General features: G+C 57.1%; 24 protein-coding genes and 2 riboswitches. Of the genes, 8 read left to right on the forward strand and 16 right to left on the reverse strand.

Annotation, left to right across the window (positions count from 1 at the left end; translation table 11 throughout):
• Positions 1-141: 141 nt before the first annotated feature.
• Positions 142-1,215, reverse strand: coding sequence for an undecaprenyldiphospho-muramoylpentapeptide beta-N-acetylglucosaminyltransferase (locus BCV73_RS19770; protein WP_089548290.1), 1,074 nt, complete (start codon positions 1,213-1,215; stop codon positions 142-144).
• Positions 1,216-1,487: 272 nt separating this feature from the next.
• Here BCV73_RS19770 and BCV73_RS36145 point away from each other — a divergent pair, with 272 nt between their 5' ends.
• Both BCV73_RS36145 and abc-f read left to right on the forward strand, forming a co-directional pair.
• Positions 1,488-1,637 (forward strand): RAxF-45 family protein, encoded by a 150-nt coding sequence (locus BCV73_RS36145; protein ID WP_279628456.1) that lies wholly within the window; start codon positions 1,488-1,490, stop codon positions 1,635-1,637.
• Positions 1,638-1,727: 90 nt separating this feature from the next.
• Positions 1,728-3,701: a ribosomal protection-like ABC-F family protein gene (gene abc-f, locus BCV73_RS19775; RefSeq protein WP_089548291.1), complete on the forward strand. Its 1,974-nt coding sequence runs from the start codon at positions 1,728-1,730 to the stop codon at positions 3,699-3,701.
• Positions 3,702-3,882: 181 nt separating this feature from the next.
• Here abc-f and BCV73_RS19780 read toward each other — a convergent pair whose 3' ends face one another.
• The 7 genes from BCV73_RS19780 to BCV73_RS19810 all read right to left on the reverse strand — a co-directional run bounded on the left by BCV73_RS19780 (position 3,883) and on the right by BCV73_RS19810 (position 11,579).
• Positions 3,883-4,515 (reverse strand): 50S ribosomal protein L25, encoded by a 633-nt coding sequence (locus BCV73_RS19780; RefSeq protein WP_089548292.1) that lies wholly within the window; start codon positions 4,513-4,515, stop codon positions 3,883-3,885.
• 292 nt (positions 4,516-4,807) lie between these two features.
• On the reverse strand, positions 4,808-5,266 hold the full coding sequence (locus BCV73_RS19785) for a cupin domain-containing protein (RefSeq protein ID WP_076169683.1): 459 nt from the start codon (positions 5,264-5,266) through the stop codon (positions 4,808-4,810).
• A gap of 287 nt (positions 5,267-5,553) precedes the next feature.
• Complete coding sequence (gene pulA, locus BCV73_RS19790) at positions 5,554-7,890, reverse strand: type I pullulanase (RefSeq protein ID WP_089548293.1); 2,337 nt, start codon at positions 7,888-7,890, stop codon at positions 5,554-5,556.
• A gap of 411 nt (positions 7,891-8,301) precedes the next feature.
• Complete coding sequence (gcvH, locus tag BCV73_RS19795) at positions 8,302-8,694, reverse strand: glycine cleavage system protein GcvH (protein ID WP_076169681.1); 393 nt, start codon at positions 8,692-8,694, stop codon at positions 8,302-8,304.
• Positions 8,695-8,742: 48 nt separating this feature from the next.
• Positions 8,743-9,663 (reverse strand): L-serine ammonia-lyase, iron-sulfur-dependent, subunit alpha, encoded by a 921-nt coding sequence (gene sdaAA / locus BCV73_RS19800; RefSeq protein WP_089548294.1) that lies wholly within the window; start codon positions 9,661-9,663, stop codon positions 8,743-8,745.
• Between the two features lie 7 nt (positions 9,664-9,670).
• Positions 9,671-10,345, reverse strand: a complete 675-nt coding sequence (gene sdaAB, locus BCV73_RS19805) for an L-serine ammonia-lyase, iron-sulfur-dependent subunit beta (RefSeq protein ID WP_076169679.1) — start codon at positions 10,343-10,345, stop codon at positions 9,671-9,673.
• Between the two features lie 174 nt (positions 10,346-10,519).
• Positions 10,520-10,632: riboswitch (glycine riboswitch) on the reverse strand.
• A 110-nt stretch (positions 10,633-10,742) separates the two neighbouring features.
• Positions 10,743-11,579: an ROK family protein gene (locus BCV73_RS19810; RefSeq protein ID WP_218828160.1), complete on the reverse strand. Its 837-nt coding sequence runs from the start codon at positions 11,577-11,579 to the stop codon at positions 10,743-10,745.
• 263 nt (positions 11,580-11,842) lie between these two features.
• Positions 11,843-11,938, forward strand: a riboswitch (glycine riboswitch).
• 279 nt (positions 11,939-12,217) lie between these two features.
• Between BCV73_RS19810 and gcvT the strand changes: the two genes are divergently transcribed.
• The 3 genes from gcvT to gcvPB are packed head-to-tail and all read left to right on the forward strand — an operon-like array spanning position 12,218 to position 16,188.
• Positions 12,218-13,324: a glycine cleavage system aminomethyltransferase GcvT gene (gene gcvT / locus BCV73_RS19815; RefSeq protein WP_089548296.1), complete on the forward strand. Its 1,107-nt coding sequence runs from the start codon at positions 12,218-12,220 to the stop codon at positions 13,322-13,324.
• Positions 13,325-13,381: 57 nt separating this feature from the next.
• Positions 13,382-14,734, forward strand: a complete 1,353-nt coding sequence (gene gcvPA / locus BCV73_RS19820; RefSeq protein ID WP_179232033.1) for an aminomethyl-transferring glycine dehydrogenase subunit GcvPA — start codon at positions 13,382-13,384, stop codon at positions 14,732-14,734.
• Positions 14,731-16,188 (forward strand): aminomethyl-transferring glycine dehydrogenase subunit GcvPB, encoded by a 1,458-nt coding sequence (gcvPB, locus tag BCV73_RS19825; protein WP_089548297.1) that lies wholly within the window; start codon positions 14,731-14,733, stop codon positions 16,186-16,188. Before gcvPA ends, gcvPB begins: the two co-directional genes overlap by 4 nt.
• A gap of 287 nt (positions 16,189-16,475) precedes the next feature.
• Here the strand turns inward: gcvPB and ptsP are convergent, their stop codons facing one another.
• The 5 genes from ptsP to BCV73_RS19850 form a co-directional block, all read right to left on the reverse strand.
• On the reverse strand, positions 16,476-18,185 hold the full coding sequence (gene ptsP / locus BCV73_RS19830) for a phosphoenolpyruvate--protein phosphotransferase (RefSeq protein WP_089548298.1): 1,710 nt from the start codon (positions 18,183-18,185) through the stop codon (positions 16,476-16,478).
• Entirely contained in the window at positions 18,178-18,453 is a 276-nt protein-coding gene (locus tag BCV73_RS19835) for an HPr family phosphocarrier protein (RefSeq protein ID WP_076169674.1), read from the reverse strand. The genes ptsP and BCV73_RS19835 overlap by 8 nt, the downstream gene beginning before the upstream one ends.
• A complete protein-coding gene (locus BCV73_RS19840) occupies positions 18,437-18,754 on the reverse strand; it encodes a hypothetical protein (RefSeq protein WP_218828161.1) in 318 nt (105 codons plus the stop codon). The genes BCV73_RS19835 and BCV73_RS19840 overlap by 17 nt, the downstream gene beginning before the upstream one ends.
• Before the next feature lie 12 nt (positions 18,755-18,766).
• Positions 18,767-19,621 (reverse strand): glucose PTS transporter transcription antiterminator GlcT, encoded by an 855-nt coding sequence (glcT, locus tag BCV73_RS19845; RefSeq protein ID WP_089548300.1) that lies wholly within the window; start codon positions 19,619-19,621, stop codon positions 18,767-18,769.
• Positions 19,622-19,738: 117 nt separating this feature from the next.
• Complete coding sequence (locus tag BCV73_RS19850) at positions 19,739-20,641, reverse strand: LysR family transcriptional regulator (protein WP_089548301.1); 903 nt, start codon at positions 20,639-20,641, stop codon at positions 19,739-19,741.
• A gap of 129 nt (positions 20,642-20,770) precedes the next feature.
• Here BCV73_RS19850 and BCV73_RS19855 point away from each other — a divergent pair, with 129 nt between their 5' ends.
• Both BCV73_RS19855 and BCV73_RS19860 read left to right on the forward strand, forming a co-directional pair.
• On the forward strand, positions 20,771-22,243 hold the full coding sequence (locus BCV73_RS19855) for a carboxylesterase/lipase family protein (RefSeq protein WP_089548302.1): 1,473 nt from the start codon (positions 20,771-20,773) through the stop codon (positions 22,241-22,243).
• The gene (locus tag BCV73_RS19860) at positions 22,240-23,007 is read left to right on the forward strand and encodes a sulfite exporter TauE/SafE family protein (RefSeq protein ID WP_089548303.1); all 768 of its coding nucleotides are present in this window, start codon (positions 22,240-22,242) and stop codon (positions 23,005-23,007) included. The genes BCV73_RS19855 and BCV73_RS19860 overlap by 4 nt, the downstream gene beginning before the upstream one ends.
• Before the next feature lie 188 nt (positions 23,008-23,195).
• Here the strand turns inward: BCV73_RS19860 and BCV73_RS19865 are convergent, their stop codons facing one another.
• The 3 genes from BCV73_RS19865 to BCV73_RS19875 all read right to left on the reverse strand — a co-directional run bounded on the left by BCV73_RS19865 (position 23,196) and on the right by BCV73_RS19875 (position 25,827).
• The gene (locus tag BCV73_RS19865) at positions 23,196-24,731 is read right to left on the reverse strand and encodes a flotillin family protein (protein WP_244867173.1); all 1,536 of its coding nucleotides are present in this window, start codon (positions 24,729-24,731) and stop codon (positions 23,196-23,198) included.
• Positions 24,731-25,267 carry an NfeD family membrane protein gene (locus BCV73_RS19870; protein WP_089548304.1) on the reverse strand — a complete coding sequence of 179 codons (537 nt, stop codon included), beginning with the start codon at positions 25,265-25,267 and terminating at the stop codon, positions 24,731-24,733. The genes BCV73_RS19865 and BCV73_RS19870 overlap by 1 nt, the downstream gene beginning before the upstream one ends.
• Positions 25,268-25,407: 140 nt before the next feature.
• Entirely contained in the window at positions 25,408-25,827 is a 420-nt protein-coding gene (locus tag BCV73_RS19875) for a MerR family transcriptional regulator (RefSeq protein WP_089550330.1), read from the reverse strand.
• 172 nt (positions 25,828-25,999) lie between these two features.
• Between BCV73_RS19875 and BCV73_RS19880 the strand changes: the two genes are divergently transcribed.
• Entirely contained in the window at positions 26,000-26,845 is an 846-nt protein-coding gene (locus tag BCV73_RS19880) for an SDR family NAD(P)-dependent oxidoreductase (RefSeq protein WP_089548305.1), read from the forward strand.
• Positions 26,846-26,993: the final 148 nt, after the last annotated feature.

The following is a 26,993-nucleotide window of genomic DNA, read 5'->3' on the forward strand; positions in this document are numbered from 1 at the left end:
TTCCGTCCTTTCCGGTCTCCTGTCCTAAAATCTCGTGTACTCAATATACCATAGTTCGGCTCAGGAAAGCGAAAAATTAGGAACTCTTGTTCTCTATCCGTTCAGGTAAAATAAGGTTCCTTTTCTTGGCGCAGACGACCTTTAACGGCTTTTTGCGGTTTCTTTGATCAGCTTGAATACTTCCACAAGCGCGTCCGTCTTTTGGCCGCTCGCCATGGCCGATACATAGGCATCCCGATGGGCATGCAAAACCCGGATCCGCTCGAGCAGCGTTTGCGGAGACAGACCTTCCTCTTCCAGCACTTCGGCATAACCCGCTTTTTCGAACGAATGCGCGTTAAGGATTTGATCGCCCCGGCTTTGCTGCCGGGTCAATGGGATGAGAAGCATCGGCTTGCGCAAGGAAAGGAACTCAAAGATCGAATTGGAGCCGGCACGGGTGATCACCAAGTCCGACATCGCCAGCACATCCGGCAGTTCATCGCGAATGTATTCGAATTGACAATAGCCGGGAACCGTCAGCGCCGGATCGAGCTGCCCTTTCCCGCATAAGTGCACGACTTGAAAAGCTTCCGTCAGCTCAGGCAGCGCCTGGCGCACCGCCCGGTTAATGCTCTGCGCGCCAAGACTGCCGCCCATCACCAGCAGAACGGGCCTCCCCGGGGTGAACCCGCACAGCTTCCGTCCGGCGGCAGCGCTGCCCTGTTTCAGCTCATTCCGGATGACGGCGCCGACATGGCGACCCTTGCCCTTGCCGATATGCGCAGCCGCTTCCGGGAACGTCGTGCACACCGCTTCAGCCATCGGGATGGCAATCCGGTTGGCTAGCCCCGGCGTGATGTCCGACTCGTGAATGATAACCGGCACCCGGTTCAGCCAGGCGCCGATGACGACGGGCACCGATACGAACCCGCCTTTGGAAAATACAATATCCGGCTTCCGGCGGCGGATGAGACGGTACGCCTGATAGACACCCTTGGCGATCCGGAACGGATCCTTGGCGTTTTGCCAGTCCAAATACCGGCGCAGCTTCCCTGTCGATATCGGAAAATACGCCACGTCCGGCAGCGGCGACACCAGCTCCCGCTCGATCCCATTGACCGAGCCTATGTATTCCACCGCCCAGCCTTCCTGCCGAAACAGCGGGATCAGCGCCAGGTTGACCGTGACATGTCCGGCGGACCCTCCGCCGGTAAACATTATTTTTTTCTTCATGAGGCCCTCCACTCGTTTCAACCACTGCATCTTATTGTATTATAATGCCGGTCTGGAGATAAATGCCCGTCCCGCTATTACAAATCAGCCGTACACACCGACACCCCTTCGACAGCCCGAAGCCGAATTGGGACCACACATCCAAAGCCTGTTGAGGGTTCTGATCCGGGTGATATGGCCATTTTCATAAAATGTTTCATCCATTGCTTGCTTTTAGCACTCGTTGTGGATACAATAAAGCTAACTTTTTTTAACAGGGAGGTGAGGTAGAAGTGGTACGCAATTTTGGAAACGACCGGATCAATCAACTGCCGATGATTTTGTCCGGCATTTTTTACAGAGTTCCCGTTAACGGGATCCGTCTGTCCATTTTTAACAATCCGGTTGTTTTACAAAATTGCGAAATGCCGCTCCTACCTTAACTTCAACGGATAAGCGTTGAACGTTCAAGCCGCAGGGACATTTCCCTGCGGTTTTTTTCTGTAGATGCGGCATCTATGGAGGAAAATACAATGATGATTCAATGCAAAAACATACAAAAATACCATGGTGCCCAGCTCGTTTTGTCCGATGTATCCTTTGAAATCCGCGAAGGGGAAAAAGCGGCCCTGATCGGCCGCAACGGCTGCGGAAAAACGACGATGCTCCACTTGCTGAACGGCGGAGACAAGCCGGATCAAGGCGAAATCTCCATTTCGCGGGGCGCCAAGCTTGGCTTCCTCGCCCAAATTCCCCAAGCCGGAGACGGCGAAACGGTGTATGACATCCTGCTGCGCGCTTTTACGGCGCCGCTTGAATGGCAGCGGCGGATGCGCGAGCTGGAGGCGCTGATGTCCGGCCCCTCCGCTTCCGGCGCCAAAGAGCCGGAGCAGTGGCTCGCCGAATACGGCAGGCTGCAGGAACGCTTTGAAGCAGCCGGCGGTTATGAAATGGAAGCGACCATTGACCGCATCGCCGGCGGCCTTGGCATCCCCGCGGGCCAGTACACCCGCCCCTTCGCCTCCCTCTCCGGGGGAGAGAAGACCAAAATCGGGCTCGCCTCCCTGCTGCTTGAGCAGCCTGATGTGCTGCTGCTGGACGAACCGACCAACCACTTGGACATGGCGGCGATCGAATGGCTGGAGCAGTTCCTGAAGGAATACCGCGGCACCGTGCTTACGATATCGCATGACCGTTACTTCCTCGACAAGCTCGTGACCAAGGTGGTTGAGATTGAAGACGGAGAAGCTTTTACCTACCACACCGACTACAGCGGTTATCAGAAGGAAAAGGAAGCGCGGCTCCTGCAGCAGTTTGCCGATTACCAGGAGCAGCAGAAAAAAATCAAAAAGATGCAGGAAAGCATCAAACAGCTGATCGAGTGGGGCAACCGGTCCAACCCGCCGAACGCTGGTTTCCACCGCCGTGCCGCCTCCATGCAGAAGGCGCTTGACCGTATGGTCAAGCTGAAGCGGCCGGTACTTGAACGAAAGACGATGGATTTGTCGCTGCAGCAGGAAGACCGCTCCGGCAAGCAGGTGCTCGTGTTCGAGGAGCTGGGCAAATCGTACGGCACGCGCACCTTGTTCAAAGGCGTCAACGAAACGCTCCGGTACGGGGAAACCGTCATGCTGCTCGGCGGCAACGGAAGCGGCAAGAGTACGCTGATCAAGCTGGCCCTGGGCGAGCTCGAACCGACGGAGGGGAGCGTGGCCGTCGGCTCGCGCGTCAGCATCGGTTACCTCGCGCAGGAGGAAACGCCGAAATCCGTCAAGCAGAACGTGCTTCAGTACTACCGGGAGCAGGCCGGCATCGAGGAAGGTGAAGCCCGCGGCCGGCTGGCGCGATTCCTGTTCTACGGCGCCGATGTATTCAAAGACATCCGCAGCCTCTCCGGCGGGGAATGGACGCGGCTGCGCTTCGCCATCCTGATGGAGCAGAAGCCGAATCTGCTGATTCTGGACGAACCGACCAACCATTTGGACATTGACGCGAGGGAAGCGCTGGAAGAGGCGCTCGAGGAGTTCCCCGGCACCATCTTCGGCGTATCCCACGACCGGTATTTTATCAACAGGCTGGCGGCCAGAATTTGGAGCCTGGATCACGGGCAGGTCCGTTCCTTCATCGGTAACTTCGAGGATTACAAACAGGAAATCCGCAAGCTGAGCGAAGCCGAAACGGCGGCGCAGGCACGGAAGGCTGAGGCGGCTGGCTCAAAGGGCGCGGAAGCCGGCAGCCAGGGCAAGGAGCCGGTATCCAAGCTGGCTGCTGCGCGCCCCGATACCGGCGAGCGGCGTTCCCGGAAAAGCGACGCTTCTGCTTCCATTTCACTCGAGCAGTCGATCAAGGAGCTTGAGGCCCGTTTGAGGCAGATCGACGCCGACATGCTCGAGGAAAGCGCCGCCACGGATCTGGGGCGCCTGCAGCAGCTTCATGCGGAGCGGGAGCAGCTGCAGGCACAGCTGGACGCGGCGTATGAGCAGTGGCTCGAGCTGCAGGACGCGTAAGCGGGTGATGCTTATGCGGGCGAAACGTACACAGGCGATTCGCAGTGCACAAGCATACGTACACCCACTTCGCCAAGTGGGTATACGGGCAGTGCATCTCACACATGCCTCATGCAAAGAAAACCCCTGGTCGTGAACGACCAGGGGTTTTCCTGTACAAGCATGTATATGATAAGACGTTTTATTCGTTGTTGTCTTCTGCAGCCGTTTCCGCCGCTTCTTCGCCCTCCGCTGCCACGGATTCGTCCGCAGCCTGGGCCTCCGTCGCCATGCGGGATGCCGTTACGGAAGCAACCAGCTCTTCCGGTGAGGCTACGAGCGTTACGCCGGATGGCAGCTGGATGTCTCCGGCTACCAGCTTGTCGCCGATTTCCATATTCGATACGTCCACGGTGATCGCGGATGGCAGATTTGCAGGAAGCGCCTCGACTTCAAGCTCGGTCTCCTGATGCTGAAGCACGCCGCCCACCTTGGTGCCGGCAGCCGTACCTTGGAAGTCGATCGGAACGCGAACCTTGATCGGCTTGTTGGCGGAGATGTGCATGAAGTCCACATGCATCCACTCACCGGCTTTGCGCTGGTAATCCTTGATGATCACGTCCAGATCCGACGAGCCTTCCACCTTCAGCTTGAACACTTCGGACCGGCCTGTTCTGGCAACTTTCGCCAGCTCCTTCGCATCGACGCTGACCGGCATGCTCTCGGTCTGTGTCCCGTAGACCACCGCCGGAATGCGTCCGCTTTGTCTCAAGCTGCGCAGGCTCGAATGCTTCGTGTCGGTTCTTCGTTCTGCTGTAAGAGAATGAGATGTCATCTTTTACAACCTCCTCTGATATTTAATCTGTCCCCTGCAGTACACAGGCATATCTATGTATTACCCATTTTTGGCGAAATCAAAACCTTGCAGCGCAAAACAGCCGGCTGCTTTTGAGGCAAACGGAGTACGCTGCTTAGCCTGGAGTACACTGAAGGAAGGAGCAGTATATTTAAATAAAAACGTCTAACAGCGGTCCTTTCCAATATCACAAAAAATCCCGCATCGGTCATTGCAACCGTGCGGGATTTAGGCTGGCCCGGCGAAGCGGGACATGCCGCTGCCGAAGGTTTTATTTTCCGGATATCATCGTAAAATCGTCAAAATGAAAGCCTGGGGAAACGACGCAGGAGACGAACACCGGCTCGTCGCCCAGCGGCTTGGCCGCCTGCCAGACATTGGCCGGAACGAGCGCCTGCGGCACCTGGCCGTTCTCAACGTCCATTCCCAAAATGATTTTGGTCTCCCCGCCCGGCTGTTCCCCATCGCCTCCGAGCAGCAGCTCGAGCGGACTGCCGGAATGCCACAGCCACAATTCATCGGAATAAACGCGGTGCCACGCGGAGGATTCCTCCGGATGCAGCAGGAAATAAATCGAAGTCGCCGAAGGGCGCGAACCCGAATACTTGGGATCCAGCACGTCTTTCGGGATTTCAAAGGACGCTTTCCATAACTCCTTGTACCACCCGCCCTCGGGATGGGGCAGCATGTCAAAGGTTTTCACCAGAGGCGACAGCAGTTTCTCGGTCATCGTAAGCCTTCTTTCTCTGTTATATATCACCCTATCCAAGGGAATCTCACTTTACTTTATAGGAATCACCCGTTTTTGTAAAATGCATGCATCCCTATCCCCGGATACAGAAAAGAAAGCTCCATATTTCCGTCATACCGTCGCTCCAAGCTTCTAGGCTTCTCAGCTTGCAAGCTTCTAAAGCGGCCAAACCTTCCAACCTGTTAAGCAGCTCCATTCCCAGGTTGCCGTACGCTCCAGCCAGCCCCCCTTACACAGCCGGCCGCACTCCTCCCGGCACCCGGGCGTCAGCTGATCTTCTTCCAGTCGTCCGATCCGCTCCGGACAAGCACCTTCAGCTTGCTGTGATGCCATCCGAGCTTGATAAACCGGTCCTGGTCGCAGTCCTTCGCCTCCCACTCGTTCAGCCGCACGATATATCCGATTTCCTGCACGTTCAGCGGGACATATATCGTCGCCACAGCGCGTCCGTCCTCCATCCGGTCAAAATCGACCCGGCGTTCCCGCATGCCGCTGCCCCATACCCATAAGTTCCAGCCGTCATATTTGCGGTCCTGGCGCTCATAATGCAGCTCCACCGTCTTGAGCGGGCGCGGACGGCCGCCTTCTTCCTCATACAGAACCATGACCGACAGGCCTGGGACGCTCACCGTTTCGTCGACGATCATCTCCAGCGCCCCGTTCCGGGCCTGAAGGTTTTTGACGGCTACCTTCCAGCCGGTAATGGAAAAGGGAATGTCGACCTGCGCCTCCCGAACGTTTGCGTTGTAGATGACGATGATATTTTTCCACGTATCGCCGTTGGCATGATCCTTCAGCCGGTAAGCGACGACATTGCCGTCGCAGCGCATGACCTCCATGCTCCGTTTGATCTGCTCCTTGTCCGTCATACGGAACGCCCGGTGGGCGCGGCGCAGCGCGATCAGCCCCTGGTAGTACTCGAATACCGGCAGGAACCGGGACTTGTTGCCCCAGCGGATGGCGTTGATCGCATCCCCGCTCCGGTAGCTGTTGTGGTCGCCGAATTTGCTGCGGAGCATCTCGTCACCCGCATGAATGAGCGGAATCCCCTGAGAAGTCAGCACGATGCCGTTGGCCAGCAGCGCTCTCCGAACGCTTTCGTTCTCCAGCAGCAGGTCCTGGTCGATGCTCCGGTAAGGATCGGTAGCTGCGACAGCTTCTTCGAGGCTTCCACCTCCGGCAAGTTGGCCGTTATCGATACCCCGGATCAGATCACCTTCCAGTCCCTGCGTAATCAGTACTTTATCCCACAGGTTAAGGTTGTCGTGAACCGTCACATAGTTGATCGTCTCTGTAGGTGATCCGGTGAAATCGTCGATTGCCCCCTGAACGCCGGCCAATACCGCCGCTTCCTTGCCGGGCTGCCCCGTGGCGAAGCCCTTTCCCGCACCGTCGCTGTCTCCCTTGATGGCCCCCCGGAAATTGTCGTTGAAAACGGCAAAGCCTTTGCCCCTTTGGGATCCTTTCAAGGTTTGCTGCTTCAGCGGCGTTTCACCGCCTGTCCAAGGCTCCCCGTAAATCAGCAGTCCCGGATGCTCGCGGCGGAGCTCCTCGGTGATCTGCGCGATCGTGTCCGTGTCGATCAGACCCATCAGGTCAAAACGGAATCCGTCGATATGGTATTCTTCCGCCCAATAGTGCAGGGAATCCTTGATGTATTTGCGGACCATCGGGCGCTCGGTTGCCAGCTCATTCCCGACGCCGGAGCCGTTGCTGAACCGCCCTGACGCATCGGTCCGGTAAAAATAACCCGGCACAACCTTCTCAAACAGGCCGTCCCCCGCAGAGTAGGTATGATTGTACACCACATCCATCACGACCCGGATTCCTTTGCGGTGCAGCGCCATGATCATCTCCTTGCATTCCCGGATCCGGACTTCGGGGCTTGACGGGTCGGTCGCGTAGGAGCCTTCCGGCACGTTGTAATGCTGGGGATCATAGCCCCAGTTGAATTTCGGTTCTGCCGAGTCCGGATCATCGACCGTCAGCTCGTTCACCGTCGCATAATCAAAAATTGGCAGCAGATGGACATGTGTCACGCCGAGTTCGGCCAAATGATCAATGCCGAGCCGGCTGCCGGCTGCGTCCCGCACGCCTGTCTCCGTAAACGCTTTGAACTTGCCTTTATACTGGAGCCCGGAATCCGGGCTGATCGAAAAATCCCTGACATGCAGTTCATAGAGTACCGAGTCTTCCACCCCCAGAAGACCGGGAGTTTCATCCTCTTCCCAGCCCTCCGGGCTTGCGGCCTTCACGTCGACGATCGCCGTCCGCTGCCCGTTGGCACTGACCGCCCGGGCGTAAGGATCGGCCGCATAAACTTCCCGTCCGTCCGGGTGCTCCACCTTGTACATATAATATTTTCCGGCCAAATCGCCTCTGAAATGAAGTGACCATACGCCGCCTTCCCCGCGTCTCATGCCGATTTCGAACCCTCCGGCGTGATCGGTAAGCGCTCCGCCGTCATAAGTTCCGGCATCGTCATACAAGGCGAGGGTTACCTTCGCCGCCGTCGGCGCCCAAACTTTGAATATACTTTTAAGATGCGTATAATGACATCCCAGGTCGCCGCCTTCATATATTTCCACGTTATTCATCATCATTCATCTCACCACCATGGTTTACCTGAATAAATGCCTCAAAAAATCGCTTTCACTACATCCTATGTTACTTTCTTGCCATTTGTAAGGGGTTCTATAAGCTTTTCCCTGCCCAAATTTACGGGACAGCTGTGACTGCATGGTTAAATCATTATATGCTTGTACGCTAGCATTTACCCCATAGTTGCACGGTTCTTTCAAATCATAGAATAATAGATGCAGAGCAGCTTCCATTTAGCGGCGTATGTACCCTCCTCTTGTTCTTGTTATCGACAAACCGAACCTTGGTCATAAATAACCCGCGCTGCAGGTGGAATAAGCTGCGCCGGGATATCGGGCCATCGTATAAAATCGTCGTATAAAATCAAAGAGGCTGCGGCACGATGTGCCCCAGCCCCTGTCTCGATATCGTTATTATTCGTTCAAAAATTGCTCATACTGCTCTGCCGTCAGCAGCGATTGCAGCTGCTCGTCCAAATCTCCTTCAACCTCTACCTCGATCATCCAGCCTCCGTCGTACGGCTCGCTGTTGACGAGCTCCGGCTCGCTTTCCAGCGCATCGTTGATTTTGGTCACTTTGCCGCTCACCGGACTGAACAGATCCGACACGGTTTTGACCGACTCGATCGTTCCGATGCTCTCTTCGGCCGCTACGTCGGCGCCGGCTTCCGGCAGCTCCACAAACACGATGTCCCCCAGCTGGTGCTGGGCGAAGTCGCTGATCCCGATGCGGACCACAGATCCGCCTGCCTTTTCCACCCATTCATGATCCTTGCTGTACCAACGGTTCTCCTTCACATTGCTCATCGATTTCGCGTCTCCTTTGATTTCAATTTTGGGGCTGCCGTTAATAAGTTAATCTTCCTTGGCAGGCGCTTTGGCTTCTTTGGCCTTTCTGCGGCGCTGTTCCACCAGTTCCTTGGTCAGCTTGCGGCCAGTTGGCGTCTGGGCGAGTCCGCCCTTCCCGGTCTCGCGGTGCTTGGCCGGCATGGCGCTTCCGACCTCCAGCATGACGCCGATCACCTCATCGGCCGGGATAACGCTGCCAACGCCGGCAAGAGCCATGTCCGAAGCCGCCAGGGCGGTGACGGCCCCCAGCCCGTTCCGGACGATGCAGGGAATCTCCACCAGCCCGGCGACCGGATCGCAGATCAGGCCGAGGCAGTTCTTCAGCGCCAGGCCAACAGCATGAACGGCCTGCTGGGGCGTGCCGCCGCGCAGCTCGACCATCGCGCCCGCGGCCATGCCGATCGCCGAACCGACTTCTGCCTGGCAGCCGCCTTCCGCCCCCGAGATCGAGGCGTTGTTGGCTATAACATAACCTATGGCGCCGGCACAGAACAAGCCCTTGACCAAATGTTCGTCTTCCCAGCTGAAGCGTTCCTGGGCGCTGACGAATACGCCGGGGATGATTCCGCACGAGCCCGCTGTCGGCGTCGCGATAATACGTCCCATCGAGGCGTTCACTTCCGACACCGCCAGCGCGTAGGCCATCGCCTCAGCCGCAGGGCCGCCAAGCGATGTTTCGCCCTGCTGCATATAATCGGACACCTTTTTGGCGTCGCCGCCGGTGAGCCCGCTCCGCGACTTGGTGTTGCCGGTGAGGCCCTGACGCACCGCTTCCTTCATCACACCGTAATATTCGGCCATTTGCCGGAATACTTCCTCGCGGGAGACGCCCGTTTCGCGCGCCTGATCCTCAAGCATAACCTCGGCAATCGTCTTGTTCTCCTGGCGGCAAATGTCCGCCAGCTGTTCGAGGGTCTCGAATCTCATATGATGGTTAGCTCCTTTTGGTCAAATCGATCATCGTTACTTCCTTGATGTGGGGAAGCTTGCGGATGGCCTGAATCGTGGTCTCCTCCGGAGCGGAATCCAGTTCGAACACGGTCATCGCATCCCCGCTGCGTCCCTTGCGGTCCACATCCATATATCCGATATTATATCCGTCCCGGCTGAGCAGCGCGGTCATGTTGGCCAGAACGCCCTGGCTGTCGGAATGCTTCACCGCCAGGGTCGGGTATTCGCCCGTGATCTGGACGTCAAAACCGTTCAGCGAATATACCGCGATCGTCCCGCCGCCAATCGAGGCGGCTACGATTTCAGCGGTACGGCCGCCCCCGGTCAGCTGGATTTTGACCGAGTTCGGATGCGGTCCGTTGCCCCGGCCCTGAACCCATTCCAGGGTCATGCCTGCTTCTTCAGCCAGCACGTCCGCCTGCGGAATCCGCTGATCATCCGTTTCATAATCCATCAGCCCGGCGGTCAGCGCCAAATCGGTTCCATGTCCCCAATACGTCTCTGCAAAAGAACCGAACAGCGTCATCTTGGCCGTCTCCGGCTGGCTGCCCAGCAGCTGACGCGCCACTCTGCCGATGCGTACCGCTCCAGCGGTGTGCGAGCTGGAAGGCCCCACCATGGAGGGACCGATGATGGAAAACACATTTTTAAATCTCACTTCGTTCTACGCTCCCCGTTAGCTATTTTCGACGCGCTTTGCGATGAATTAGACAGAAAAAAAGGACAGCAAAAAAGGCGTCAGCACCTTTTCTCTGTCCCTTGTACCTGAGAGTTTGTGCGGCATCGTGCGCCGCGTTCCCCTTGGGTGGCCGTATAGCTCTCTCCAGAGCCGCGTCCCGCGGCGGTTCCTTGTACCTGAGAGATTAGCTGCCTGCATGTGCCTACCTGCAGCTTGCTCCTTCGGTGCCGCCCTTATACGATGGGCGGTCTCTCCCGCGCGCGTTCATCCGCTGAATATTCAATTACTTTGCAGGCATCCGCTCTACTTTTCTAAACTCTGAACTAAGAATAAAGCAGACCGAATACGGGTGTCAATATAACATATGCGGCCTCGTCTAAAACTCCATTCCCGTGCGCAAAAATTGCATCGCTCCGAGCGCCGCGATCCGCTTGCCGTCTTTTGGGGATGCGAAGGAGCACGCATGGAACATGTCCGGCAGCGTATGCTTCTCGGCCGTCCGCAAAGCGGTGTCCATATATCCCGGGTAAGTGGAGGTGCTGCCGCCAATCACCAGAACGTCCGGGTTAAACAGGTGCAGCACGTTGGTGATGGCCAGCCCGCAGTAAAAGCCGGCACGTTCCAGCAAGGCCAACGAATCGCCGTCTCCATCCCGGATCTTGGCGAGGAAGGCGTCGATATCGCAGCCCGCCCTAGCGAGAATTCCGATGCCGCCTGCCAATTCGTCCACCTTGCGCGGCCCGGCTTCAGTCGCAATAACGGTGTAGCCCAGCTCCCCGGCAAACCCGCCTGCACCGGTATACATCCGCTGTTTGGAGTAGACCCCGAGCGCCAGCCCCGAGCCGGCCATCATCACCGCAACCGTATCCTTTTCCGGATAATTGACCGCCTCGGCAACTGTCGCCGCTTTCACGTCATTGATCAGACGGCAGCGAAAGCGCCCTTTGGCAAAATCGTCAGCCGTCACCCCGCACAGCGCGCGGATATCGGAAAACTGCAGGCGGCGGTCTCCCTCTACGAGTCCCGGAAGCGCGATTCCCAGCCCTTCCGGCTCATACGGGAGCCCTGCTATAAAACGGTCAATCTCCCCCGCCAGATATTCCAGCGAACAATCCAGCCCGGTGGGGACCTTGTGCTCGACAAGCTGTCCGTCCACCTCGGCAACCATCAGCATTTTCGTACATCCCATATCGACGCCTACTACGTTCTTCATCATCACGGCTCCTCCCAAATCTTCTGATTCGCTTCACCTTCGGCGGACAGCTCTGGGACGATACAGTCTCCCCCGGAGTGCCGCTTGGACCAAATTACCTAAAATCGAACATTATGAACATAAATTGATTGTAATATTCGTAAATAGGCATTATGATAATGTTGTTGACACCGGTTTGTACTTTGAGTATTAATAATATATAGAACGAACTCGAACATTTGATTCGAGCTTTATGATGTCGTGAACAAACAATCGTATAGCGGATGATGGTAATGGGAGAGATTACTGCAAGCAGTAACGCCGAAGGAGTAAGCCCGGACCCGGGTGAATCTCTCAGGCAAAAGGACGATTACCGGACGCATCTCTGGAGAGAATTCTGAACGTAAGAATCACCCAAGGGGAAACTTGCTTGTTGCCCGGGGTTGATGTGGAGCCCGAATTTCGCCTGTGAAGTCCCGGGCCGCTCCATTCACCGGCATCCGTAAGGTAACTCTCAGGTACCAAGGACAGAGCTTGAAAGAAAGTATGCGAGCACGCATGCTTATTCTTTCGCCCTGTCCTTTTTGTGCTGCTTGGAAGAACTTTTATGATGAAAAGCCTAAACAATCCGTGGTAACACGTGAAAACCGAGGTGACTCATGTCCGAATTGAAAAGAACACCGCTTTTTCCTCTCTATGCACAGGTTCCCGGCGTCCGCTGCATCGATTTTGGCGGCTGGGAGCTTCCCGTCCAGTTCAGCGGCATCCACAAAGAGCATGAGGCGGTCCGCGAGGCCGCCGGGCTCTTCGACGTTTCCCACATGGGCGAGTTCAAGGTGGACGGCCCGGGATCGGAAGATTTTCTCCAGCTCGTGACCGTCAATGACGTATCGGTTCTCGAACCGGGTCAGGCGCAGTACAGCGCTTTGTGCTATCCGGACGGGGGCGTTGTCGACGACCTGCTCGTCTACAAGCTGGGCGTGGAGTCCTACATGCTGGTTGTGAACGCCTCCAATATCGACAAGGATTGGGCCTGGCTTCAGGAGCATCGGCCGGACGGCGTAAACATGGTGAACGAGTCCGATGGAACTGCACTGCTGGCTCTTCAGGGGCCGAAAGCTGAAGCGGTGCTGCAGCCGCTCGTCGATGCCGATCTGGGGCAGCTTTCCCCGTTTCATTTTATCCAAAATGTGAAGCTGTTCGGCGCTAGTACGTTGATTTCCCGCACCGGCTATACGGGGGAAGACGGCTTTGAGATCTACCTTGCCGCACAGGATGCTCCTGCGGTCTGGAGCGGATTGCTCGAGCAAGGCGAAAGCTCAGGCCTGATTCCGGCAGGGCTCGGCGCCCGCGACACGCTTCGCTTTGAAGCGAAGCTGCCGCTGTACGGACAGGAGCTGTCCAAGGACATTTCCCCGCTCGAAGGCGGCATCGGCTTCTTCGTCAAGCTGGGCAAAGCGGCCGATTTTATCGGCAAGGCGGCCCTGCAGCAGCAGAAAGACGCCGGCGTGCCGCGCAAACTGGTCGGCATCGAAATGATCGACCGGGGCATCCCCCGCTCCCATTATCCCGTATATGCGGGAGATGAGCAGATCGGCGAAGTGACGACGGGAACCCAGTCCCCGACGCTGAAGCGTAATCTCGGTCTCGCGCTCGTGCAAAGCGGCTATTCCGCCCTTGGAACCGAAGTGGAAGTCGACGTCCGGGGCAAGCGGCTCAAAGCCAAGGTCGTAAGTACCCCTTTCTACAGACGCGAGCGCAAATAAATAGCAGGCTAACAGCATGATACGATTTTCAACCTAACCTAAAGGAGCTGACTCCACTTGAAACACCGTTATCTGCCTATGACCGAACAGGACCAGCAGGAAATGCTGGATACGATCGGCGTCTCCTCTCTGGAGGACCTGTTCAAGGACATTCCTGAAGAAATCCGTTTCAAAGGGGACCTGCCCGTATCCCCGGGACTGAATGAATACGCGCTGACGACGCACCTGTCGGAGCTTGCCGCGAAAAATGCCAATACGGACCAATATGCCAGCTTTCTGGGCGCGGGAATTTATGATCACCACATCCCTTCGGTCATCAACCATGTCGTGTCCCGTTCCGAATTTTACACGGCCTACACGCCGTATCAGCCGGAAATCAGCCAAGGCGAGCTGCAGGCGATCTTCGAGTTTCAGTCTTACATTTGCGAGCTGACCGGCATGGCCGTTGCCAATGCGAGTATGTATGACGGGGCCACCGCCCTCGCTGAAGCCGGCTCCCTGGCCAGCGCCGCCACAAAGCGCAAGCAGCTGCTCGTGTCCAGCACGGTGCATCCGGAAGCCCGTCAGGTTGTCCGCACGTATGCCAAAGGGCTCGGTCTCGACGTCGTGGAGGTCCCTTCCGCAAACGGCGTCACCAACCTGGCCGAGCTGGCTGAAGCCGTGTCCGACCAAACGGCCGCCGTACTCGTGCAGAGCCCGAACTTCTTCGGAGCGATCGAGGATTTGGCCGCCATCGGCGACCTCATCCATGCCAGCAAAGGGCTGATGGTCGTCAGCACCAACCCGATCTCCCTCGGCATTCTCGAAGCGCCGGGCAAGCTCGGAGCCGACATCGTCGTCGGCGACGCGCAGCCGCTCGGCATCTCATCTTCCTTGGGCGGGCCAACCTGCGGATTCTTTGCCGTGTCGCAGGACCATATGCGCCGCATGCCTGGACGGATCGTAGGCCAGACGGTCGACCGGAACGGCAAGCGCGGCTTCGTTCTGACGCTGCAGGCCCGCGAGCAGCATATCCGCCGCGAGAAAGCGACGTCCAACATCTGCTCCAACCAGGCGCTGCTCGCCCTCTGCGCATCCGTGTACCTGTCGGTCATGGGCAAGCAAGGCATGATCGAGGTCGGCCAGCTGAATCTGCAGAAGAGCCATTACGCCGCACGCCGGCTGGGCAGCATTTCAAGGGTAAGCATGCCGTTCACGTCCCCGTATTTTAACGAGTTTGTCATTAAGCTGCCGGAAGGAACCCGCGTGGCCGAAGTCAATGCGAAGCTGCTGCGGAAAGGCATCCTCGGCGGCTACGACCTCGGCAGAGCTTATTCCGAACTGGAAGGACATATGCTGATTGCCGTCACGGAACGCCGCACCAAAGAACAGATCGACCAATTCGCTCAAGCGCTGGAGGACTGCATATGATTCAGGAAAAAGCGTTGATTTTCGAGTTGAGCCATCCCGGACGGATTGCCTACTCTTTACCGGAGTTTGACGTCCCTGTTGAGGAAACCGAAGAGCTGATCCCAAGCTCGATGCTGCGGTCGGAGCCGGCCACGCTGCCTGAAGTGTATGAAGTGGACGTCATCCGTCACTATACCGAGCTGTCCCGCCGCAATTTCGGGGTGGACAACGGCTTCTATCCGCTCGGCTCCTGCACGATGAAATATAATCCGAAAGTGAACGAAGATGTCGCCCGTTATCCGGGCTTTGCCAAAATCCATCCGTATCAGCCGGAGGACAGCATTCAGGGCGCGCTTGAGCTGCTATACCGCCTGCAGGACGATTTGGCCGGTCTGACCGGCATGGACGCCGTGACCCTGCAGCCGGCCGCCGGCGCGCATGGCGAATGGACCGGTCTCATGATGATCCGCGCCTACCATGAAAGCCGCGGCGAGCAGCGCGACAAGGTCATCGTGCCGGATTCCTCGCACGGCACCAATCCGGCCAGCGCCACCGTCGCGGGGCTGAAGACGATCACGATCCCGTCGACCGACAAAGGCCTCGTCGACCTTGACGCCCTGCGTGCCGCCGTCGGCAGCGACACCGCGGCGCTGATGCTCACCAATCCGAACACGCTCGGCCTGTTCGAGGAGCAGATCCAGGAAATTGCCGCCATCGTCCACGAGGCAGGGGGCCTGCTGTACTACGACGGAGCCAACTCCAACGCGATCATGGGCATCACCCGCCCGGGAGACATGGGCTTTGACGTCGTGCACCTGAATTTGCATAAAACGATGAGCACGCCGCACGGCGGCGGCGGTCCGGGAGCCGGTCCGGTCGGCGTAAAGAGCCGCCTGATTCCGTTCCTGCCCCGCCCGCTCGTGTCGAAAACGGCTGACGGTAAATATACGCTCGAAGGCGGCAGCGACCAGTCCATCGGGCGGGTCAAGGCGTACTACGGCAACTTCGGCATTCTCGTCCGCGCTTACACCTACATCCGCAGCTACGGCCCGGAAGGTCTGCGCCGCGTATCGGAGTGCGCCGTGCTGAACGCTAACTATATGATGAGCCGGCTCGCGCCATACTTCGACATTCCGTATCCGGGCGTCTGCAAGCACGAATTCGTCATGTCGGGCTCCCCGCTCAAGCAGTACGGCATCCGGACGCTGGACGTGGCGAAACGTCTGCTCGATTTCGGCTATCACCCGCCGACCATTTACTTCCCGCTGAACGTGGAGGAGTGCATTATGATCGAGCCGACAGAAACGGAGAGCAAGGACACGCTCGACGCCTTTATCGATACGATGATCCGCATCGCGAAGGAAGCGGAGGAGCAGCCGGAGCTGCTGCTGAACGCGCCATACGATACGCCAGTGACGCGGCTGGACGAAACGACCGCGGCACGCAAGCCGGTGCTGAACTGCGCCTGCAGCTGATTTTCGGATTTGGATTCGGATTCGCTTTAATTCGGATTCAATGCGGATTCAAATATTGGAGAGAATACCTAAGAACACCCTTTTGAGGGTGTTCTTTTTTATATACTTTCTGTAAACCGGAGACATACCCGCATGAAAAAAAGGCCGGCATTCCTAAGAATACCGGCCAAGCTCGGATAAAGATATGCGTTATGCGTGCAGAGCTTAGCTAAGCTCAGGTTGATAACTAAGGGTTATCAATCGTGATGCCTCTTCTAAATCCCGCGGGTCAACATCAGAACCATCCACTACTGAAGGCTCTGCACCAGCTGCGTCACTTCCTCCGCCGTGCCGAGCTGCAGCGCCTGTTCGGCGAGCCGCTCCATGTCCGCCCGGGACAGCTTGGAGATCTGACTGCGCGCCGGAAGAATGGACGAGGCGCTCATGCTGAACTCGTCAAGCCCGAGGCCGAGCAGAATCGGGATGGCCACGGCGTCCCCTGCCATTTCACCGCACATGCCGACCCATTTGCCCTCACGGTGCGCGGCATCAATGACCATTTTGACCAGACGAAGGATCGCCGGATTATAGGGCTGATACAGGTACGATACCTGTTCGTTCATCCGGTCGGCCGCCATCGTGTACTGGATCAGGTCATTGGTGCCGATGCTGAAGAAATCCACTTCCTTGGCGAATACGTCCGCCAGGACGGCTGTCGACGGAATTTCAACCATGATTCCGATCTGGATGTCGTCTGCGACGGCGATGCCTTCCGCCGCCAGCTTGTCCTTCTCTTCCAGAAGAACGGCCTTGGCTGCCCGGAACTCGGCAAGCGTGGCGATCATCGGGAACATGATGCGAAGATTGCCGTGCACGCTGGCCCGCAGCAGAGCCCGCAGCTGGATCCGGAAAATGTCCTGCCGGTCCAGGCAGAGGCGAATCGCGCGGAATCCGAGAAACGGATTCATCTCCTTCGGCAGGTCCAAGTAAGGCAGCTCCTTGTCGCCGCCGATGTCCAGCGTGCGCACGACCACCGGCTTGCCTTCCATCTGCTCCAGCACGGTCTTGTAGGCGTTGTACTGCACATTCTCCGAAGGCAGCTTGTCGCGGCCCATGTAGAGGAATTCGGTCCGGTACAATCCGACCGCTTCGCCGCCGTTGTCAAGAACGCCCGCCACGTCGTTTGGCGTACCGATGTTGGCCGCCAGCTCCACATGAATCCCGTCCTTCGAGACGGTCGGTTCCGTACGGAGCTGCTTCCATTCCTCCATCTGCTTCGCATAGGCCTGCTGCTTTGCCGTGTACTCGGCGATCACCTCTTCGGTCGGATGGATGATGACATCACCTTCCATCCCGTCCACGATCACCAGCTCCCCGCTCTGCACGGAGCTTAGAACGCTTTTCGTGCCGACCACTGCCGGAATTTCGAGCGAACGGGCCATGATGGCCGAGTGCGACGTTCGACCGCCGATATTCGTCGTAAAGCCCTTCACGAACTTGCGGTTTAAGCCTGCCGTGTCCGATGGAGTCAGGTCCTCGGCGATCACGATCACTTCCTCATCGATCTCCGACGGGCTCACGTATTGAAGGCCGAGCAGATGCTTCAGAATGCGCTTGGTCACGTCCCGCATATCCGCGGCGCGTTCCTGGAGATAAGCGCTTTTCATATTTTCGAACATCCGGATGAACTGCGCTGCCGTCTCATCCAGGGCATATTCCGCATTGACCGCTTCGCTCCGGATTTTGTCCTTCACCGGGTCAATGAGCTCCGGATCGCTTAAAATAAGCAGATGCGACTCGAAAATTTCCGCTTTTTTCTCGCCCAATTCCGCCAGCGTCCGCGCCTTGATGGCCTCAAGCTCCACCCGCGACTTGGCCAGCGCATCATCCAGCTTCGCAAGCTCGGACTGAACGTCATCCGCCTGCTTGCGGCTTACCGCGTAATCCGGATGCTCCAAGATGAATGCGCGGGCGATCGCAATTCCCGCCGATGCCGCGATTCCCTTGATCTTATTCATGAATCTCGCCCAGCCCCTCGCCAACCATAACCTGCTCAAGCGCTTCCAGCGCTGCGCGCTCATCGCCGCCTTCCGCGATCAGCGAAATGATGTCGCCCTGCTCCAGATCCAGAGACAGAACGCCCAAAATCGATTTTAAAGTAACCTTCTTCCCGCCGGACTCGGCAAAGCACTCCGTATCCTTGAATTTGGTAGCTGTATTGACAAGCGCTGTCGCCGGACGCGCATGAATTCCGTCTTCATCGATAATTTTAAACGTTTGCTGCATGAGGATCATCCTGCTTTCTGCTGAGATTTTGTAAATACCAAAAAGGCATGAGTATCCGCTCGGGATCCTGGTCTCTACCGCTAAGCGTTAGATTGCCCCAGTAATGGGCAAAACAACCAAGATCTACAGGTTTACTCATGCCTGATCGTATCAGTAACACGTATGCATGTTCAATTGGGTTCATTACAGTCAGTATTGTAGCACCCATCCCGCCAAGTTGCAAGCGCTTGATATTCGAAAAAGGCGCCTGCGCTTCTTCCAAAGTGAAAGCGGCGGGACCATACACAATCAAAGGCGCCACACCCGCACGCGATCAATCCACGCGCCCCTGCTTTTTGTGAACCAGACGCTGGAGATGGATCGTCAGATATCCCACTTCCGCCGGATATACGGGCCGGCCGAGGCGCTCCTCCATCACTCCGGTCAGCTTTTGAGCGAGCCGGTACGTATCCGGATATTCACGCTGCATCAAGGCGTCGAGCGTGTCTGTTTCCTCTACGGCCTCGCCTCTGCGGATTCGCTCCAAAGCAAAGCGGAGGTGCGTAATCAGGCGCGAGTAGTCCAGCGAATCCCGCGGGACCCGGAAGTCCATCTCCGTCTCCACGATGTGTACCAGATCGCTGATCAGCTCGGAATGCTTGCGCACTTCGGAAATATGCTGGTTGGTCAGCGCGCCGTGGATGTGCAGCGCGATAAATCCGGCTTCCTCTTCACCCAGATCCACGCCAAGCTTCTGATGAATCAGCCGGACGGCGAACTCCGCCATTCGAAACTCCTCGGGGTACATTTCTTTGGTCTCGTACAAAAAGGGATTATGGATATGAATGCCCTGCTGCATGCGCTTGATCGCAAATGCGATGTGATCCGTCAGGGCGATATGGACATGCTCGTTCAAAGCCCCTGAGCTTGTCTGGTCGGCATGCAGCAATATTTCGTTGACCGCTTCAATCAGTTTCTCGTCGACCTGGGGCAGCAGCTGCTTGTACTGCTCCTGCTCCTCCGGCTTGGTCAAAATAAACATCTTCTCGACCTCAGCCAGCGGAATGGCCTGCTCGGACTTCCGATTAAAGCCGATCCCTTTGCCGATGACCACCACCTCGCCGTGCTGGGGATGCTCGGCAATGATGACATTGTTGTTTAACACCTTGCTCACTTGCAGACTGCTCACACTATGCACCTCGTTTGCTGACGCCTGATAAGTTTATCATCTCTGACAGACAGAAAAAATATCAGAAATCGGCCGATTCGTCAAACCGGACGGACATGAAACCGTGCATTCCCTGTTTTAATCGCCTCGGCCACCATCTTGATGATGCGATGCAGCCAGCCTGGCAAAATAGTTCACGGCAAAATCGCGAAATAGCGCAGCGGTATGCGTCAAATACCGTTCCTGCGGCCAGGACAAGGCAATCGAGCGTCTGCACCAGCTTTCTTCGAGCCGCAGCAGAACGACGTCCGGCCCGGTTGAGCCGCCCCAAGTAATAGCCGGCAGAAACGCGACGCCTTGACCCGCGCGGATCAAACCGCGAACCATGGCCGGGTCGTCGCTCTCAAACCGGATACGCGGAGTAAAACCGGCTAGGCGGCAAAAAGCATCCGTCGTTTCGCGCAGCGATTTGCCCGGGGGCAGCGATATGAAGCTCTCCTCCCTCAGCTCCTTCAAGCCGATTTGCGTACGGTCAGCGAGCGGATGGTCCGCGGGAACCGCAACGAAAATTTCCTCTTCCAGCAAAGAAAATGACGTTGTTCCCGGCGGCAGTTCGGCCCCGTCGGAAAGGCAAAGATCGAAGCTCGCCGCCCCTTCGAACGTCGAATGCTGCAGCAAATGGAACTCGGCGGCCGGGCATTCTTTGCGGAAATCGGCCAGCAGATCCGGCAGTAGATGCGAGGAAACACGGACGTCGAGCGAGACGGCGGGAGAAGCAGTGCCGCCGAGGTCCTGCAGCTGCAGCTTGCCGTCCTCAAGGGCCTGCAGGGCGATATCCACCTGGCGCAAAAATAACTTGCCGTGCTCGTTCAGCCGTATGCTTTTGGGCTCCCGCTCAAACAGCTTCGTCCCCAGCTCGGCTTCCAGCGAGGCGATCATTTTGCTGAGCGCCGGCTGCGAAATATGCAGGCTGCGGGCCGCCTGGGTCATATGCTGCATCCGGGCGGCAACCTGAAAATATTTTAGCTGCAGCAGTTCCATTCCATATCCCTCTTTCGATCTCGATAATAACCTTTAAGTTATGATAAATATAATTCAATATATATTATAGTTCATGGCATAAACAAGTTATAATAGTTCACAAATCAACAGGAATAGGAGTCGAGCACCTTGATCGTACAAACCGCATCAGGCAAAGTTTCAGGAGTACCTTTACAAGGGGCCTATGTATTTCGGGGCATTCCCTATGCAGCGCCGCCGACGGGCAAACGGAGATTCCAGCCCCCGGCGCCTCCGCAACCATGGCCCGGCGTAAGAAATTGCGATCACTTCGGTCCGCTCGCCCCCCAGCAAACCGATCCTTCAGTAGGGGCTGCGCGTATACAGTCCGAAGATTGTTTGTATTTGAACGTGTGGACCCGGGGATGCGAAAAAGAATCGATGCCCGTATTGGTGTATATTCATGGCGGCGGATTCGTATCGGGCACCGGCGCGGACTGCGACGGTTTGCGGCATGCGGCGGAGGATGGCATCGTCTACGTATCGGTCAATTACCGCCTTGGCGCGTTAGGCTTCCTCTACTTGGGCGAGGTGCTGGGCGAGGAATATGCAGCCTCGGGAAACAACGGTCTGCTCGATATTGCGGCCGCGCTGCAGTGGGTTCAGCGTAACATTTCCGCTTTTGGGGGCGATCCGGCCCGTGTGACTGTGATCGGGAATTCCGCCGGTGCCAAGTGCACCGCTTCGCTTTATGCCATGGAAGCGGCACGCGGGTTATTCCACCGGGCCGTGGCACAGAGCGGCGCCACCCAAGCAATCCGGGATAGGCGCACCGCCAACGTCACCACCCTCCGGATTCTCGAGGAGCTGGGCTTGTCCGGTGCAGATCCAAGCCAACTGCTGGAGCTTCCGTTCGAGCAGCTCATCGCAGCGCAGTCCGCCGTCGGATCGGATACGTCGCGCAGCCTGCACATGTTCGGCCCGGTGGCAGACGGCCGGGTCATTCCCTTGGACCCTTTGGCCGGCATTGCCGCAAGTTCCGGCCTGCCGCCGCTCCTGATCGGCACGAACGAAAACGAAGCGTCGATGTTCATCCGGGACGATTCCATGCTCCACTCCCCTGGCATGGAACCGCTCGACAGATTTTTTGGAAGCCATGCTCCCGCCGTATGGGATGCCTATCAGCATTATGCCGAGGGGATGTCCCCAGCCGACGCATGGTGTACAACGTTAACCGAGCATCTGTACACGATTGGAGCTGTGCAGTTTGCACAGGCCCTCGCTTCCTCAGGAACGCCGGTATGGATGTACCGGCTTCGCGCTGGCGGCGCTCTCGGAGCGACGCACGGCTATGAGGGCAGCCTAATTCATTGGGATCCGGAAGCGCAGCCTCCAGCTGCCCTTGCAGCCGGCGACCCGTACGCAGTACCTGCCGAGCAATACCCGCTCGCAAGAAGTATGCGGGAAGCCTGGTTCGCGTTCATACGAAGCGGGGATCCCAATGTCGATGCGCTGCCTGCATGGCCGGTCTATGGGACAAAACCAGCCATCATGGTGCTGGACACAGCCAGCCGCGTTGCTGATGACCTGCCGGAACCGGCTGGATTCGGCGTTCCCCATCAGGTGTGGAGGGTGGACCGATGAAGCTGATCGATATCTCTGCCGTTATGATTCTGCTCGGTCTGCTCCTGGGCTTCGTGGGCGCGGGCGGCTCGGGTTTTATCATCTCGATCTTGACCGTTGTGTTCGGATATCCGATTCATATCGCGCTGGGGACCGCGCTGGCGGCGATGTTCTTCTCGTCCCTTTCCGGTTCGGTCAGCCATTACCGCGAAGGAAATATGCTGCTGAAGTCGGGCGCGGTCGTCGGGTTGGCCGGAGCGGCGGGGGCGTGGGTCAGCTCCAGCTGGTCAACGCTCATTCCGGAGGATAAACTGGGCTGGATGACTTCCGGCATGCTGTTCGCCTCGGGGCTCGCCTTGTGGCTGCGGATGGCCGTCGTTTCGCGTCGGCCGGGTGCGACCGTTAACCAGGCTCCGCCTGTCGCCAAGGGACTGCGGTATTGGTCATTCGCGCTGCTGATCGGCGTCGTTACCGGCATGCTGTCCGGCCTGTTCGGCATCGGTTCCACGCCGTTCATCCAGCTGGGGCTCATGCTGCTGCTTGGCATGCCGATGCGCTATGCGGCAGGAACGACGATGATGGTCATCATTCCGATCGCGCTGGCTGGCGGAGCAGGCTATTTTACGATCGGGTACCTGGATTTCCGGCTGCTCATTGCGGTGGTGTGCGGAACGATGGTCGGCTCTTACGTCGGGGCGAAATTTACGAAGCGTGTTCCCGCCCGTTGGCTGAAAACATGCATGGTCATCACCCCGATGATGGGTGCGGCGATACTGCTGCTGTAATGTAAATCCATGCTTATGATAAATCCCTCAAACAAAAACGGCGGCTTTTCTTTGGAAAAACACCCAAAGCCAAAGCCGCCGTTTAAACTATCTTTCTTTTACTGTTTGATCGAGGATCGGGATCCCCGTCGTCTGCTTCGCATGCCGATCATTCGGCTCGCGAAGCGCCGGTTATCCCGCGTAGAGTTCTATGATTCCTTCGTTGCCCCCGCTTCCAGGGTAACCAAATCCTGCTGCGCGGCCGCAGGCGCCGCGGATGCAGCCGGAGGCGTTTTCCGTCCGGTCAAGCCTTGGATAAGGCTCTCCACGTCGATGCCGGACACGTTTTTGAGCATTTCCGGAGCCGTCGACATCAACTCCGTAACGTAATTGCTCACGCGTGCCGCGCCCTCTCCCTTGCCGGTGTCCACCACCGTCAGCTTGTCGATGGAAGCGATCGGCTCGGCGATTTTGCCCGCCAGGTCCGGCAGCATTTTCACGATAATATCGAGGATGGCCGCTTCGCCGAACTTCTGGAAGGCTTCAGCCAGCTTCTCTTTCGCATCGGCTTCCGCAAGACCACGCAGGCGGATGACTTCCGCCTCGGCGGTACCTTTGGCACGTTCTGCATCGGCAATGGCCTGGCCGTCCAGCCGCTTTTGCTCGGCCGATGCCTTCGCCTGGGTTTCGATGGAGTACTGCAGCGCCTCGGCCTCCAGCATTTTTCTGGCCTTGTCTGCTTCGGCCGCGACTTCGACTGCATACCGGTCGGCGTCCGCTTTTTTCTTCACTTCGGCATCATACTGCTTCTGCCGCACCAGAATTTCCTTCTCCTGCAGGTCGATCTCCCGCTCCTTGCGAACGAGCTCTACCTTCATCTGCTCCTCTACCATCGTCTGCTTGGCGCGGGCTTCCTGGATGTGGTACGCCTGGTCGGCTTCCGCCTTGGCAGTGTCCTGTTCCTTCTTAAAGGAAGCTACCTTCAATTCCTTCGCCTTCGTCGCTTCGGCGATATTCGTATCGCGCAGCAGCTCGGCCTTCTGCCCCTGCTCCTCGGCGTTCGCCTTCTGGATCCGCGCATCGCGCATCGCTTCCGCCTCGGCGATCTCCGCGTCCCGTTTCACCGCTGCGATCCGCGGCTTGCCGAGCGCATCGAGGTACCCCTGCTTGTCGCGTACGTCCTTGATCGTAAAGGAGACGATCTGCAGGCCCATTTTTTTCAAATCTCTCGCCGCTACACCCTGAACCTCCTGAGCAAACTTGTCGCGGTTCCGGTACACCTCTTCCACGGTCATCGAACCGAGAATGGCCCGCAGATGCCCTTCCAGCACTTCCTGCGCCTCGCCCTTCAGGGCTTCGATCGGCTTGCCAATGAACTGCTCGGCTGCGGTCGCGACGTCCTCAATCGAGCCGCCTACTTTGATAATGGCCACGCCGTCAGCGATGACGGGCACGCCCTGCTCCGTGTATACCTCCGGCGTAGACACATCCAGCTTGTGGGAGAGCAGTGATATGAATTCCGACTGCTGGAAGACGGGCAGAATAAAAGCCCCTCCGCCCCGAACGATTTTGATTTTGCGCCCGGATTCATCCTCCGATATGTTTTTGCTTCCCAGAAACGATCCCGTCACGATCATGGCTTCATCCGGTCCCACCGTTTTGTAACGGGCCCAGAAAGCCAAGCCTAGCACGACGATTACCCCTATGACGATCAGCGGTATTACCAGGTATTCAGGCACTGTCATCAAACCACATCTCCTTTTCTCTCTTCAAGTCCGGTCACGCGCAGGACGCCGTCCAGCACATCCACGACGACGACGCGGGTTCCGGCGGGCAGCGGAAGGCGCTCCAGACTGGAGGCGATGTGCAGCGTGTTGCCTGCCCCCAGCCTCACCATCACCTCACCGAACCCTTCCGGCGGAATGGGAATCGTCACTTCACCAATGCGGCCTTCGAGCTCGCGGATGGAATATCCCGTGGAATTTTCGCTGTTCTCCATCGGCCTGACATACGCCACATAGACGACACCCGCCATAGCAACGGCGCCGATTCCAGCAATGAGTGCGCTTAAGCCCTGGTGCAAATTGGTGTAACGCAGCAGCAGAATCCCTGCGCCACCGAATACAGTCACCGCCGTCGCAATCACCATCGGCTTCAGCACGTCAACGGACAAAAAATCGAGAAACCCATCCAGCGCATGGCTCAAAATATCGCCGAGCACCACGCTGACCACCGCAAAAATAACTCCGCCTGCCAGGCAGCTCCAATAAAGCGTTTCCATCCACCGTTCCCCCCTGCGCGTATTCCTGACTGTCTATATAAGGGTATACGTTAGAAGTGCCTAAATTGTTTCAAAATTTTCCTTTTTCGTTAAGATTCCGGGAATTTTCCGTCAAAATCCTCCTTTTCCTTCCGGCTGGCTCACGGTTTCAAGCTCAGGAAGCCGAATCGTTTCGGCTGGTCAGCCAAACCACACTCCGCTTCAGACGCTGTTCCAATCACCTGAGAATCAATGAAATCCAGGATCTGCTGAAGAGAGTCCATCTGTTCCCTGATTTTTGCCCGGTGCTCCAAAATCAAACCGTGCAGCTCCGGATACTCGCTGATGTCATCGCCGACCGACAGTTTCAAAAACGGCTTCATCTCCTCCAGCGGCATCCCCGTCTTCTTCAGGCAGGTGACCAGCTTCATCGTCTCCAAATCCTTTGGCCGGTACACCCGGTGGCGGTTTGGTTTGCGCTCTGCGCGCGGCAGAATCCCGATCCGTTCGTAATAGCGAATCGTTTCTTCGGGGATGCCGGTATGCTCCGCGGCTTCTTTGATCGTATATGCATCAGTCATGGCTTTCTTCCCTTTCGTTTCTGAAATGTTCATACCATCATACAACTTGGAGCTGACTCCAGGTCAAGTCCGGTAGGTTTTTCGAAAATAGGGATTGACTTGTAGCCGACTACAAGTTGTAGAGTGGCTTTACCGCAAATACAAAAACCTATTCATCTGCTAGGAGGCACATATGAAAACCAACTCGCTTGCACTGATTACCGGGGCAAACAACGGCATCGGCCTGGAGCTGACCCGCAGACTGCTGGGTGAAGGCTGGACCGTTCTTGCCTTGGTCCGTTCCGCTTTCCCCAGCGACGACGCCTTGATTCAGAAAGCTCTCGCCAACCGGCAGCTTCGACAATATAAGGCCGATCTCGCCGATTTCTCCGCCTTACAACGGGCGCTGGATGAGATCAAGAGCAAGGAAGACAAAATCGACGTGCTGTTTAACAACGCCGGAGGCAGCTTCCCTGAGCTTGCGTATTCCAAGCAGGGACGGGAGATGCACTTCGAACTGCAAACCGTAGTTCCCTATATCATCTTCATGGAGCTGAAAGATTTGCTAAAGCAAGGTTCCTTCAAAACGATCATTAACACCTCGTCCTCGACGATGAAAATGGTCCGCCGCTTCGAGCCTGCAGAGCTCGCATCTCCACCGACGTTCAAGAAGCTGTTCGGCCCTTACGCCTCTACGAAGCTGGCGTTGTCGCTGTGGACCCGCGAAATCGCCCCCTTGGCAGCCGCCGAAGGCTTGACGATCCGCAGCGCCGACCCCGGGGGTAACAATACGATGCGGAAAGGAAAAAATTCCGGGCTGCCCTGGTATATAAAAATAGCGATGAAGCTGGTCATGAGTCCTCCTTCAAAGGGCGCTTCGCTTCTATATGAAGCGGCTTTCGGCAAGCACAAGATGCTGAATGGGGTATATCTGTCGAACAACGAGCCCACGGAGTTGAAGTATGCCGAAGCCGGCAGACCAGTGCTGGAACTTGTTCAGGGCATTTACAAAAACGAGTATGCCGCACGGGCACAATGATTATGAGACGGGAATAACACGACGACCCACATCGCAACCGGGGGCATCAGCATCCTGAATGGGCAGCCGATAGGTGGATCATTTCTAAGCATTACGCAGAAATATCTGCTTGTTAACGGAATTATAATCATACTCAGTGCGTGGTTAT

The organism is Paenibacillus sp. SSG-1, assembly GCF_002224835.1.
GTDB classification, from domain to species: Bacteria; Bacillota; Bacilli; order Paenibacillales; family Paenibacillaceae; genus Paenibacillus_AQ; species Paenibacillus_AQ favisporus.